The organism is Comamonas sp. B-9 (assembly GCF_000410635.1).
Taxonomy (GTDB): domain Bacteria; phylum Pseudomonadota; class Gammaproteobacteria; order Burkholderiales; family Burkholderiaceae_C; genus Comamonas.
This window is the reverse complement of record NZ_APCR01000047.1, coordinates 35,668-48,377: the sequence shown is the minus strand read 5'-3', so window position 1 is coordinate 48,377 and position 12,710 is coordinate 35,668. Positions and strand designations below refer to the sequence as shown.

10 protein-coding genes are annotated in these 12,710 nt (G+C 60.5%); 1 reads left to right on the top strand and 9 read right to left on the bottom strand.

Annotation, left to right across the window (positions count from 1 at the left end):
- The coding region (locus H928_RS31965; RefSeq protein WP_027010361.1) for a hypothetical protein at window positions 1-596 on the top strand (596 nt) is incomplete at its 5' end.
- A gap of 367 nt (window positions 597-963) precedes the next feature.
- On the opposite strand, the gene H928_RS0100410 is transcribed toward H928_RS31965, so the two are convergent.
- From H928_RS0100410 to H928_RS0100370, 9 genes are all read right to left on the bottom strand, one after another.
- Window positions 964-1,980 (bottom strand): diguanylate cyclase, encoded by a 1,017-nt coding sequence (locus H928_RS0100410; protein ID WP_084635584.1) that lies wholly within the window; start codon window positions 1,978-1,980, stop codon window positions 964-966.
- Entirely contained in the window at window positions 1,977-2,969 is a 993-nt protein-coding gene (cheB, locus tag H928_RS0100405; protein WP_306729879.1) for a chemotaxis-specific protein-glutamate methyltransferase CheB, read from the bottom strand. The genes H928_RS0100410 and cheB overlap by 4 nt, the downstream gene beginning before the upstream one ends.
- An 11-nt stretch (window positions 2,970-2,980) precedes the next feature.
- Window positions 2,981-5,203, bottom strand: coding sequence for a hybrid sensor histidine kinase/response regulator (locus H928_RS0100400; RefSeq protein WP_021024703.1), 2,223 nt, complete (start codon window positions 5,201-5,203; stop codon window positions 2,981-2,983).
- 55 nt (window positions 5,204-5,258) lie between these two features.
- Window positions 5,259-5,945: a chemotaxis protein CheW gene (locus tag H928_RS30470; RefSeq protein ID WP_021024702.1), complete on the bottom strand. Its 687-nt coding sequence runs from the start codon at window positions 5,943-5,945 to the stop codon at window positions 5,259-5,261.
- Entirely contained in the window at window positions 5,929-7,188 is a 1,260-nt protein-coding gene (locus H928_RS0100390; protein ID WP_021024701.1) for a protein-glutamate O-methyltransferase CheR, read from the bottom strand. Before H928_RS0100390 ends, H928_RS30470 begins: the two co-directional genes overlap by 17 nt.
- Entirely contained in the window at window positions 7,185-7,667 is a 483-nt protein-coding gene (locus H928_RS0100385; protein ID WP_027010358.1) for a chemotaxis protein CheW, read from the bottom strand. The genes H928_RS0100390 and H928_RS0100385 overlap by 4 nt, the downstream gene beginning before the upstream one ends.
- 2 nt (window positions 7,668-7,669) lie before the next feature.
- Window positions 7,670-9,307: a methyl-accepting chemotaxis protein gene (locus H928_RS0100380; RefSeq protein WP_021024699.1), complete on the bottom strand. Its 1,638-nt coding sequence runs from the start codon at window positions 9,305-9,307 to the stop codon at window positions 7,670-7,672.
- Between the two features lie 594 nt (window positions 9,308-9,901).
- Complete coding sequence (locus H928_RS25550; RefSeq protein ID WP_021024698.1) at window positions 9,902-11,428, bottom strand: dynamin family protein; 1,527 nt, start codon at window positions 11,426-11,428, stop codon at window positions 9,902-9,904.
- Window positions 11,425-12,696 (bottom strand): GTPase, encoded by a 1,272-nt coding sequence (locus H928_RS0100370; protein ID WP_021024697.1) that lies wholly within the window; start codon window positions 12,694-12,696, stop codon window positions 11,425-11,427. Before H928_RS0100370 ends, H928_RS25550 begins: the two co-directional genes overlap by 4 nt.
- Window positions 12,697-12,710 lie beyond the last annotated feature (14 nt).

Here is a 12,710-nt window from a genome sequence, read left to right as displayed (position 1 = left end):
CCGATGACTTCCCCACGTTTCAGCAGCCCAACTGGCGGAGCCTGGCCAGCGGCGAGGACCCATCCTTTGGCGACGCCTTTCACGCCGCGCTGGCCGACCGACTGGGCCCCGCCTTTGTCAGCCCCACGGCGGCGCTACGCAGCTGGGTGCAGGCCATGAACCACTGGGAGCGCGCGGCGAGTCAGGCCATCGCTGGCGCCCGGGGCGCCGAGGATCAGGACATGGGCGTGATGTGGCAGCAGCTGGCGGGCGCGATGGCCCTGCGCCAGGCCTATGCCACGCCGCGCCCGCGCAAGTACCCGCGCATCTCCATCAGTGCCAAGCCCGATTTGCCGCTGCACCTGGACCTGCTGGCGCTGGAGTGGCCAAGCGCTGACCAATGCACCATCACCACCCAGCACCGCATGCTCCCCGTGGACGAGCCCGAGTCGACCGACACCCATGCGGGCGCGACCACGCGCGGGGAATTCTTCTCGAACCGCTGGCCCATCGTGGAGAGCCGCTTCACCTTGCTGCGCAAGGCCGGCCAGTGGCGCATCGACCGTTGGCAGCAGCGCTACCAGGGCAGCAGTACCTGGGACAGCCAGGTCCTTTAAGCCCGCACAGGCTGGGTCACCGGCCGGGTTGACTTGATCGCATCCACGGGTAGGGCCTGCGATCTACTACAGGTACAAGCGTAGGCCGAGTTCTAACGGGGTGGGATTGTTTGCGGTCAGAGCCAGACACCGGGTCGCGCGGGCGAGTATGCGTCGGGGCCTGGTCCGAAGGTGCCTTATTGGGTTTGTTGGGATTTGCGTGAGTCCGTTGCAGTCATTGCAAGAATCCGTCCTCGCAGGTCTGCACTATACCCTTGACGCACCCTGCGTAGACTTGCGACCATCCAACGCTACCAGAGCTTTGGCGAGCCGGAGGAAGCCCATCCCCTGCTGATCAAGATCGCATCGAATCAGAAATTTACCGTACTCAGGCTACGCCGATGCGATTTCGACCACTTTCTTTGGCCTGGTACAGCCCAATGTCTGCGCGCTGTATCAATGCAATGGGTTTGAGGTCTTGCTCAGGCACCATGGTGGCAACTCCGATGGAGACCGTCACTGTGGCATCGGCTACCGGTGTAACATGTGCAATGGCTAGTGCCTGGACTGCGCGGCGCACACTATTGGCGAGCGAGCATGCGCCGTCTTGCGAGGTATTGGGCAGAATGATAGCGAACTCTTCACCCCCATATCGGGCGACCAGATCACCGGAGCGCGAGCAGGATTGTGCAAGGACCTGGGCCACGCTGCGTAAGGTCTCGTCGCCCATCACATGGCCGAAATTGTCGTTATAGGATTTGAAAAAATCGACATCGATCATCAGTAGTGAGAGTTCAATTCTCTCTCGCCGTGCGCGTTTCCATTCCAGGTCCAGGTGCTCATCGAAATGCCGCCGGTTTGACAAGCCAGTCAAGCCGTCGAGCTTCGTCATACGCTGCAGCGCAAGATTGCTCTCCAGGAGTTGCTGTTGGCTCAGGCGCAAGGCTTGGTTCGCCAGGTCGCGTTGCTTCATCGCCAGATACGCTCGGGAGTGGTATCGGAGACGTGCTATCAGTTCCACAGCATCTGGCAGTTTCACGAGATAGTCATTAGCCCCCACTGCAAATGCCTGGCTCTTGATCTTCGGGTCTTCCCTGGATGACAGAACGATGATGGGCAGGTCGCGTAATTTCTGATTGTTGCGATATTGGCTCACCAAGTCCAGACCATCAACACCGGGCATCACCAGGTCTTGCAGGATGACGGTCGGCTGGATGTGTTCAGCCATTTCCATGGCTTTTTTCGGGTCTCCGCAGTAGTGGAAAGACACGCCGATCTCATGGCTCAGCATGCGCCGTACGGCCTCGCCGATGATCGCTTGGTCATCTACTAGTAAAACTTTGACTTCAAGCTCGCCAGGCTCCCCGGCAGAGGTGTTTTCATCCAGAGTTGGAATAGGAGTCATGAATTTCTCTTTACCGCCATCCAGCGGCATAGTTCGGCCAAGCGGTTGGCGATGCGGTCCAGAGCTAGGACTTCAGCTGCCGCATCTATTGCAACGGCGGCCTTGGGCATTCCCCACACCACGCTGCTGGACTGGTCTTGGGTAATGGTGGCAAAGCCTCGCTCGCGCATGGCCTTGAGCCCATCTGCCCCATCTCGCCCCATACCCGTTAGCAACACACCGATGGCATCACCTCGCCATTGCTCGGCAATGCTGTGAAAGAAAATGTCGATCGACGGACGGTAAATTTGCGCGTCAGGCTTGAGTGAATACTGCAGGTCACCGCGGCGGCTCACCGTCAAATGCTCATTGCGGCCAGCCAGCAAGACCACGCCGGTCTGCGGTATCTCACCAGCCTGAACCAGGCGTACCGGAAGCGTTGATTCCCGCGCCAACCATTCAGCCATGCCCGCAGAGAACTTGTCGTCCAGGTGCTGAACCAGTACCACGGCGGCGTCAAGATCTTTAGGCAGTTCACGCAGCAACTGGTTGAGTGTGGCGGGCCCACCAGCGGAGGCACCGATGGCAATCAGGCATGCGCGTTTCGCGCTGGTGCGCGTGGCTCGGTGGGTAACAGGCTGCGGGGGCGTGGCCAGCCAGGCGATGTTCTGGATCTTGCGCAGCAGCAGTGCTGGATTGAATGCGCTGTCGTTCGCCAATTCGGGCAGATGCACCACATCAAGGGCACCGTGGCCCAAGGCATTGAATGCCCATTCGGTATGGAGCTCGGTCGCCAGATCCAGCAGCAGCAAAGGGCATGGCGCCTCATTCATGACACGTTGCGAAAAGGCCACTCGATCAGCTGTGCCCAGTTGCAGCAGCAGTAGCTCAGGGGGCATGTCACGACACAGGCGCAAGGCTTGCGTCTCGTCTTGTGCCACCCAGTGGATGTCGTGCAGCGGCTCCAAAGCGTGTTCGAGGCGTTGCGCCAACTCAGGGGTGTTAACCATCAGTCCAAGCTTCATTCAACAGCCTCGCCGATCAGCATGTGTACAGCCTCTAGTAATGTTTCATCGTGAAAGCTCGACTTAGCAAGGTAGTAGTCGGCTCCCGCATCAAGGCCGCGTCTGCGGTCTTCCTCGCGGTCTTTGTAGGATACAACCACCACGGGCATGGACTGCAGTTGTGCGTCGCGTCTTACCAGGCCTACCAGCTCAATGCCATCCATGCGGGGCATGTCGATATCGGTCACCAGGAGGTCATATTTTTCTGCACGCAGAATGTTCCAGCCATCGATGCCATCCACGGCCACAGTCACCTCGTAACCGCGCCCAATGAGCAGCTTGCGCTCCAGCTCACGCACGGTCAGCGAGTCGTCCACCACCAATACGCGCTTGCGCCGCAGTGACGGCCCTTCAGACAACCGTGCAACCCTTTCGACTTGGCCTGCGCCCAAGAGCTTGTCAGCGGAGTTCAGCAAGTCATCCATATCCACGATAAGCACCGGACTGCCGTCATCGAGCAGGGCACCTGCCTCCACTCCGCGCAGCAGGCCTAGGCGGGAGTCGATGGGAACGACAGCCAGATTTTGCTCGCCAACAATCCTGTCTACCGCAATGGCAAGGCTTCGGTCGTGGTGCGGTATCAAAACCACTGGGAGCCCCAGCGGATCGGATTTGCCATGCGGCAGTTGTAAAAGCTGGTGGGCAGCGACCAGACCGATGGCGCGCTCACGTACCCAGATATGTTGCTGACCCTCCACCATGCTGATGGCGTCCGCCGGGATACGCAAAGTCTGCTCCACTTGCGCAAGCGGAAGCGCGTAGGCCTCACCGCTGATCTCCACCACCAAGCAGCGCAGCATTGACAAGGTCAGCGGCAGTTGCAGCTGGAACACTGTCCCTCGCCCCTGTTGCTGGCGGACGCGCACCGTACCGCGTAGTTGACGCAGCGTGTGCTGGACCACATCGAGGCCCACCCCACGGCCAGAGATCTCACTGACTTTCTCGTTCACGCTGAAACCCGGCAGGAACAGAAAAGCCAGCAATTCTTCCTCATGCATGTGCTGGGCCATCGTTTCTGTGGCCAGCTTGCGTGCGATGACCGCGGCGCGTACGCGAGCGAGGTCCACGCCTGCTCCATCGTCTTCCAGCTCAAGGACCAGGAGCCCAGCAGCATGCCGAGCCCGCAGTACCAAGTTGCCTTGTGCGGGCTTGCCGCTGGCCAACCGTTGTGCGGGGCTTTCAATGCCGTGGTCCACCGCATTGCGCAGTAACTGGATCAGTGGTGCTTCCAATGTCTCCAGTACGTCGCGATCTCCTTGTACCTCTTCGCCCTCCAGATTCAGCCATACCTCTTTGCCAAGACTGCGACTGAGCTCACGCACCATGCGCGCCTTGCCAGCCATCAGATCCGCGCAGGGTCGCATGCGCGATGCCAATACGGTGTCATAGATACGCTGGCTGCGCTGCTCAAAGGCCCAGCCAAAGCTGTCGAAAGCCGCTGTGTGTTGTTGCAACTGGCTTTTGGCTTCCAGCGTCCAGTGGTTCACATCGGATAGCAAGGCCTTGGCACGAGGCGGTAGCTCCTGTCCCAGCAGCGCATCGCGCAACCCATGCAGGGATCGATCAAGATGGTCTTGCAGGCGTTTGAGCTGTGCCAACTCTTGGCCCAGGGACTTGGTACGCTGTGCAGCCACCAGTGAGCGTCCCGCCAGATCGAGCAGATGGTCCAGGCGTTCGGCTGACACACGCAGGATACGGTCATGCAGTTCACCGGCGGGCTCGGGCTCGTTGGTCTCAATGGGGGAGACTTCTTCCGGCAAGGCCGGCGTGAAGTCCGGCATGGCATCGGGTGCCGGCGCATCTTGCTGCGTATCTTCTGCCAGGATTGCTTGCAGCGCAGGCAGCCCTTGCACGCTGATCCCTTCACTCAACTGCCTCAATGCGTCTGAAGCGCGTAGCAGGGCGTCGATGCGTGTGGTGCTCAGTCGGACCTTGCCGCTCTGGGCCCAGACTAGCAAGTCCTCCATCACATGGGCCAATGTCACAGCGACATCTAAGCCGACAATGCGTGCCGCACCTTTGAGTGAGTGCGCTGCACGCATGCAGGCCTCCAGCTGCGCGGGATCGGTAGGCTCACGCTCAAGTACCAGCAGGCATGAATCCATGACCTGGGTTTGTGCCTGCGCTTCTTGACGAAACAACTCCAGCATGGAGCTGTCTTTGTAGGCATCAAGGCTCATGGCTTGACCTTTGGTCCATACATCGCGAGATGTGCCAGCGGTGTTGCTTGTTGGATCATCTAAGGCTCCTGGACAAGGCTTGCAACAGGCGATCAGCATGGAGCACCGTGATGCTGTGCTGCCGCCACTGCATCACCGCAGAGGCTAGCTGGCTGACCGCAAGGCCACTGGCATGGCCCGTCTTTTGCAGCTTGGCAAGTGGAATCGCGTATATGCCTTCCACGGTCTGAACCTCCGTCACCAGTGGGCCACCAGGTGTGTCCAGTATCAGCATGTGGGGGCGGTCTTGCGGCGTGGTCTCGGTGGTCAGGCCCAATACCAGGTCAAGCGCCATACAGGGAACCAAGGTTCCCCGTACATTGCACAGTCCGCGCAGTGAACGGTTGCGGGGGTAAGGCAGTCCGTGAACGGGCACGGGCAACGATACTTCTAGCAAAAGCGTTGAAGGCAGAGCCAACCAGTTTTGCCCAATGCGAAAGATCAGGACTGACAGTGTCTGGCCATCAGCCAGCGGCTCAGGTTGCTGATTCTCCGCGAACGAAGCCTCGTCCACCGTCTCCAGATCCAGCTCATGCCGATCGAGCAGCAGAGCGGCAGCCTCGGCATAGCGTTCGCAGTTATGGCAATGAACATGCTGGACCAGCCTCTCGCAGGAGCGGTCGCCGCGAACACCAATGCGCTGCCAGCAGGCGTCAATAGCTGGGGGCTCTAGCGGGATATGGGGATCAGGACTTGCCGGCATCTTGGGTTTCTCTCTGCTTCAGCCGTTGCTGTAATCGTGCCGCACCGCTGTGGTCGCCTTGTGTCACCAGCAGGGCTGCCAGGTGTGCCAGGGCTCGGGTGTGGTAGGGCTCAAGGTAAAGCGCTTTGCGGTAGTGGCGCAGGGCAGCCTCGGCCTGGCCCGCACCGTCACATATCAAGCCCCACCAGAAGAACAACTCGGCGGTCGGCCCATGCAGGGTCAACTGCTGTGCGCAGGCAGTGAGCGCCTCTGCGCTGCGTCCCGCATTGGCGAGCTCGGTGATTTTGCGCATTCCAGCCGTTGCATCTCCCGTTGGCGGCGATTCACTTTTGGCAGCTGGTGAAGGCGCCATGGGGCGTACGGCCGAAGTGGCACGCAATGGCAAAGGCGAAGGCGCGCGCGGCGTGACCGCCGCAGGCAATATGGGGCGCGCTGGCACTGGGGGGCATGGCAGGGTGCGGCGGCGGAACGCGAAACTGTGTGCGGCATCCAGCGATTCGAAGCCTTGTTGGCTTAGAACGCCTGCTTCAGCTGGCCCAGTGAACAGCAGTCCGTCGGCGCGCAGCCAGCGTTTGAGATTGGTCAGCGCCCGCAACTGCGTAGGTCGGTCAAAGTAGATCAGCAGATTGCGACAAAATACGATGTCGTAGTCCGTCAGAGAAGGCTGCATGATGCTGCCGAGTATGTTCCCACACTGAAAGCGCACCACGGCGCGTAGCCTCTCATGGATGCGGTGGGAGCCATCCGCCTCACGTTGAAAATACCGCTCGCGGATGCCTGGATCATCGCCGCGAAAGGCATTCACGCCATATTGGCCAAGGGTCGCATGTTCTATGACGCGCTGACTGATGTCCAGCGCATCAATCTGAAATTCGTGCGCCGCAAAATCAGCATCGAACATGGCGATTGCCATGGAGTAGGGCTCTTCTCCGCTGGAGCATGGCAAGCTGAGCAAGCGCAAAGGTTGCCCGACAGGGAGCCGGCGTTGTAACGCTCTCGCTTGGGTGGTCAACAGCGAGAACGATTCAGGGTAGCGAAAAAACCAGGTCTCAGGAACCACCATGGTTTCGATCAGTGCGCGTTGCTCTGTCTGCGATTGGCGGATATGGCTCCAGTAGGCTTCTTCATCCATGGAGTTGGCCTTCAACCGTTGCCGCAGCGCGCGCTCGACTGCCCCTCGGCCCAGCGTACTCGCGTCGAGTCCGATAAGCGATCGCAAGAGGTGTTCCAGTCGTTCAATCATGCTAGCTTGCCCTGGGGCGGGAACAGCAACTGGACCATATCCGGTGGCAACAGCCCTTCAATGGAGATGTGCTGAATCATGTCGCCCAAGCCTTGCGCCTGAACGGCGCCCAGGTAGGCGCCTCCTGCATCCAGCCCCGTAGGCTGTTGTGCGGGGCTAGGCAGGCGCATCACCTGATTGGCCTTTTCAAGGATCAAGCCAAGGGATTGGGTCGACGAATAGTGCAGCAGCACCATGCGGGTGTTGATGCTATGCCGAGCCTTTTGCCCAAACACACGCTGGCAAAGATCCAGTACTGGAATGATCTCCCCGTGGTAGGACAGCAAACCAGCCACCCAGGCGGGGGCCTCCGGCACATGCTTGAGCCGTTGCAGGGGCATGATTTTGCGAACCACGCTGGCAGGCAAGGCGTAACGATCAGCGCCCAGGTTGAACAGCAGGTGCAACGGTGCAGGCTCCGTTGCTGGGGTCAATGCCACGATTAAACCTTGAAGCGGCTAACCCCGCTGCGCAGATTGTTGGCTACATCGCTCATGTTCTCAACTGCCATGCCGGCCTGGTGCAGTGACTCTACGGTTTGGCTACTGGCTTCGGTGAGTTGGCTCAAGGCCTGCTCAATTTGCTCGGCCCCGCTGGACTGAGTTTGCATGCCTTCACTGACCTGTTGCATCTGCGGGGCCAAAACCTGAATTTCGTGGATGATCTGTGACAGCTGGTCGCCAACTTGGGACATTTCAGTATTGCCGCGGCGCATCTCTTCGGAGAATTTTTCCATCCCCATTACGCCTGCAGACACGGCAGACTGAATTTCGCGCACCATCTGTTCAATATCGTAGGTGGCAACCGCAGTCTGGTCCGCCAGACGGCGTACTTCAGTGGCTACTACGCCAAATCCGCGGCCATATTCGCCCGCTTTCTCGGCTTCGATCGCAGCATTGAGAGACAGCAGATTGGTTTGGTCAGCGACTTTGACGATGGTGGTAACGACTTGATTGATGCCGCCAGCCTTTTCGTTAAGCAGGGCGAGTTTGGCATTGACCATTTCGGAGGCACTGGTCAACTCCTGCATTACCTCGGCCATGCGTACTACGCCTCGGTGGCCCGACCCGGCCAGCGCTGCAGTTTGCTCGGAGTGGGCCGAGACATCACCCATGGTGCGCACCAGCTCCCGAGAGGTCGCGGCAATCTGGCGCGAAGTTGCGCCAATTTCGCTGGTGGTCGCAGCCGTTTCCGTGACGGTGGCTTGTTGTTGCTTGGTGGTTGCAGCGATCTCAGTGATGGACGTTGTCAGCTGTACCGATGAACGCTGTGCTTGAACAACCAATTCGCGAAGCGAGGTGACCATGCCATTGAAGCCTGCCTCAATGGCAGCGAATTCATCGCTACGGTTCAGACTGAGCTTGCTCGAAAGGTCGCCCGTACCCAGCGTTTTCATGGCCGCCAAGGTTGCTTGAATAGGACGTAGTATTGAGCGGTGCAAGAGCAGACCGCAAATAATGGCCAGCACCAGAGCCAGCACCAGCGCACCGACTGCCAAGCGCTTGTTGGAGCTTGCGATTTCTTGAATCGTCTGCATGTCCTCCTCCACGGCATGTTGGTTCAAGTCAACGATGTTGCTGACCTGCTCCTGCGCCTTGCGCCATTGCGGCAGCATTTGCCCGCTGCGCAACTGCGCAGCTTCAGCGACCTGGCCACGCTCCAAAATTTCAACCAGCAGATGCGTATTTTTCTGATACGCCTCACGTGTAAGCGCGAACTCCGCGGTCGCATCGCGATCTTCCTGGCGGGTGATGGTGTTGAGGTATTTGGCGTAAACCTTGTCTAAACTGGCTTCGATCGCGCTCAACTGCGCCTTGTTTTCGGTGAGCACGTCGCTGCTGCGACCGGCATTCGCCTCCGCATCCCGAAGTAGGTTGAGCGTCTGGTAAAAATGGAGGGTCAAATCCTGGCGCATCTGGCCAGCGAATCCCATGCCCGCGAGGTCGGAGGAGAGAACGTCGGTAGCCCGCTCATGGTTCGAATCCGCACGCATATAAAAGGTGGCGGACATCCCGAACATCACCGCAATAATTAGTGCAAAGCTGGCGGATATCCGCTGGCTGACCGTTAGGCCCATCATCGTATGTCTTTCTATAAAACGTACTCAAATTGTATTGCTTTGTGAACTCCAAATCACATTTAATTACCGGGTATGCTGGTGCTGCCGAGCGCTGTTTGAGGCTGAAATCCAGCTAGGCTGTTGCGCTGCGCAGGCCGTTCTGCTCTCTGTAGATCCTTCGTAATCTCGCGAAAGTGCAAGCCAAAGATCCCTCTGCTTAATTGTTCTTTGTTCGCCTCAAATCTATAAAACAGGCGCAATGGATATGTGGCAAGGTACGGGATATATGGTAGGTAGATGATGGTATCTATCGTGCGAATCTGGTGATTGGCTGGCACCAGCAGTTCTGGCCTGACCCGGGACCGTCCAGCAGAAGCCCATCGAGTCCCCAAGGACCCTGCTGGCGTTGTGCAGACGCTCCAAGCGGTGTGTGTACGCATTGCTCCTTCATCGTTCGGGTTACGTGTTCGACCATGCCGTTTTGCTGCTCTTGAGCATCGTCCATCCACCTTGAAAAACATGGGCATGCTTTTGCCCGAAGCCCGAATGGGATGGCAAACCATGACTCTAGGTGGCTCGTTAGGGGAAATGGGGGACATTGGCGTCCGTTCGCATTCAAGCCCGCAACGTAGTGCCCACGCCATGCAAATCCTGGCTGCACTGCCGCAAATGCGCCTGCATCTGCGCGACTGGCAGCACCATCGGCTCCAGTGCATGGCTGCAGGTATCGACCGCTGCAGCCAAAGCCATCTCTAGCTGCTCGCGCACAGCATTTTGCAAAGTCGCGTAAAGGGCATCAGGGCCCACAGTAGCCGGTGGCCACCCCAGGGTCGCTGGTTCTGCTGGCAGCGCAGGCAGTGCATAGCCAGCGAGATGGCTGCGCAGCTGTTCCCTAATCTCACCTCGCACTAGCGCAGCAACCTCGGCAAACAGCAAGGGCAACCGATCCGCATACAGATCCAGCAACCCCGGCAGCGCAGGAATGGTCTGGCGCCACGCAGCGCGCAGCATGGCCGCCTTGCTGTGCTGCAGGCGCTCTTGCTCCTGGGCCAGGGCCAGCTGCAGGTGTTGCAGCTGGGGCCGCAGTTCGGCATCGATAGCGCCTTGTAGGTTTTCTTCCAGGTGGTGCAGCAGCACCTCGGCCGGTTTGCGCTGTTTGTAGGCTTGGGCGGGGGCCAGTACCTCGGCGATGGCGGTGTAGAGGCGCAGCAGGCCAGCGTCGGCCAGCGCGTCGGGGCCTGGCTGGTGGCGTGCGGCGTGGACGGAGATGGAGACAGGGCGCTTCAGCACCGACAGACCAATGCCCAGCTGGCGCAGTTTGTCCTGGGCGCGTGCCTGTACATCAGCCTCTTGCAGCGCGCGGTTGGCTGGGGTTTTGTTGCGCAGGCATTTTTGGATTTCGCCATCAACCTCGTCTTCTTCGATCAGGTCGCTGCGGGTGATGACCGGCAGCAGCGGTTTGTTGCGGCGCAGTTCGCGGGCGAGTTCGTCCAGCTCTTGCACCTGGCCGGGCGAGGTGGAGCTGCTGAGCCAGAGCAGGCCGTCGGCGCTTTCGGTAAAGCGCTGGGTGAGGGCGGCATTCTCGGGCGTGACGGAATGCAGGCCGGGGGTGTCCAGCAGCACCAGGCCGGTGCCCAGGCACAGGCCTTGCAGCCGGGCCGTTGTTTCGGTGGCGCCTTCGCGCAGCGGCTCGTCGCTTTCCACCACGGCCCCATTTGTCAGGTGAAAAAAGCGCAGGGGCTGGCCCTGCGCAGCAAAGCGCTCGGCCAGAAAGTTGCACAGCGAGCTTTTGCCGGCATTGAACTTGCCAAATACCAGCAGGATCACGCGCTGCTCAAAGTCTTGGGCCAGGCTGCGTGCGGGCTGCAGCGCAGACCATTGCTGTGCCCAGCGCGCCTGCAGATCCTGGCATTGCTGCTGGAGGGCCTGGGTTTGCTGGGCCAGCGGGTGGCTGGGCTGCAGGCCGGGTGTTGGTGCCAGGGCGCTGCCCAGGCCTTGTTGCAGCTGGGTTTGCCAGGCTTGCAGCTGTTGCAGTTGGGAATGCAGTTGCGCCAGCCCGGCCTGATGGTTGGCAGTGGTGGGCCCGGCGGCGCTGCCGCCCGCATGGGCCAGAAACTGCTGTTCGCCGGCCATGGCATTCATGCGCGGGTCTCCAGTGTTTCGAGGGCGCTAAAGGCAGCCAGGGCCTGGGCGCTGGCCTGTACCTGGGCTTCTTGGTGGCCAATGCGCTGCACCAGGGCCTGGCGGTCGGCGGACAGCTCAAAGTAGCGGGTGAAGGCCTGCGCCAGTGCACCGCGCCCGGCGGCTTCGCAAAACAGGCGGCGCAGGTCCTTGCGGTATTTCACCGAGACGCCCATGACGGCGACCATCACGCTGTCCAGACTCTTGACCTGGGTCTGTTGCTCCAGCGGCAGTTCCACCACGCCATGCTTGGTCAGGATGGCGCTGATGCTGATGCAGGCCTTGGAATAGGCGACCTGCAGGCGGTTGCGCTCGAGCTTGCCGGGCGTCATCTTGAACTGGTCGGCAAAGCTGTCGGGCGTGCGCGAATGGTCCGGTCCCGGCACATTGAGCACGGCCTGGATGTCGCGGCCAGTCTTGTCTTGCACGGCGGCCAGGTCGCTCGCAAAGCGCTGGCCTTGCGCTGCCTGCAGCTGGCGCAACTGGGCCAGGCTCTGCTGGCGCTCGGCATGCAGGGCCTGGAGCTGGCTGCGAATTTCTTGCAGCAGCAGCGCTTTCTCATGGCTGCGCGCCTGGGGCACCTGGGCGAGCGCGAGTTTGAGGGACTGCTGCAGCGCCGGGATGCCGCTTCTCTCCAGCAGCAGTTGTTTGGCGCCATCCACGCCCTGTCGGTAGCGGGTGGATGAGACGGCCAGCCACATCTGGCCGGCGGCTTGCGCTGCGATGGCGCCGTTCACCTGCTGCTGGGCGGCATCGTCGGCCAGCTGGTCAATCTGGGTGAGCACACACAGCGTCTGGCGCCGGGTGCGCTGGGAATCGGCGTGCAGTGCCTGCAGCAGACTGCGCTCGCGCGCATCGAGCTCGCCTTCCTTGGCGGCATGCACAAACAGGCGGATGTCGGACTCCAGCCAGGTGGCGCGGTGCGCGTGGTCGTCATCGGCCTGGTCCACATCGGCATCCAGCCCCGGCGCATCCAGCCAACGCACCTGCGCATGCACATGGCCGGACAGGGCCACGGTCTCGCGCCGGTCGGCCACGGCAAAGGTGGGGCTGCCGATCAGCTCATTGAGCAGGCGGCTTTTGCCGTGGTTGTACTTGCCCACCACGGTGACGACGGGCTGCAGGCCGCGCTCGGCCAGCACGCGCAGGCGCGCCAAGTCATGCCTGCGCTGGGGCAGCACGGCGCCAATGGCCTGCTCGGCGTGGCTGCGGGTATCGTTGAGGTTCATGGGGTTGGCCCTTG

Coding starts and splice junctions, on each gene's coding strand:
- H928_RS0100410 (WP_084635584.1), bottom strand. CDS start 1,980: ATGACTCCTATTCCAACTCTGGATGAAAACACCTCTGCCGGGGAGCCT.
- cheB (WP_306729879.1), bottom strand. CDS start 2,969: ATGGTTAACACCCCTGAGTTGGCGCAACGCCTCGAACACGCTTTGGAG.
- H928_RS0100400 (WP_021024703.1), bottom strand. CDS start 5,203: ATGAGCCTTGATGCCTACAAAGACAGCTCCATGCTGGAGTTGTTTCGT.
- H928_RS30470 (WP_021024702.1), bottom strand. CDS start 5,945: ATGCCGGCAAGTCCTGATCCCCATATCCCGCTAGAGCCCCCAGCTATT.
- H928_RS0100390 (WP_021024701.1), bottom strand. CDS start 7,188: ATGATTGAACGACTGGAACACCTCTTGCGATCGCTTATCGGACTCGAC.
- H928_RS0100380 (WP_021024699.1), bottom strand. CDS start 9,307: ATGATGGGCCTAACGGTCAGCCAGCGGATATCCGCCAGCTTTGCACTA.
- H928_RS25550 (WP_021024698.1), bottom strand. CDS start 11,428: ATGAATGCCATGGCCGGCGAACAGCAGTTTCTGGCCCATGCGGGCGGC.
- H928_RS0100370 (WP_021024697.1), bottom strand. CDS start 12,696: ATGAACCTCAACGATACCCGCAGCCACGCCGAGCAGGCCATTGGCGCC.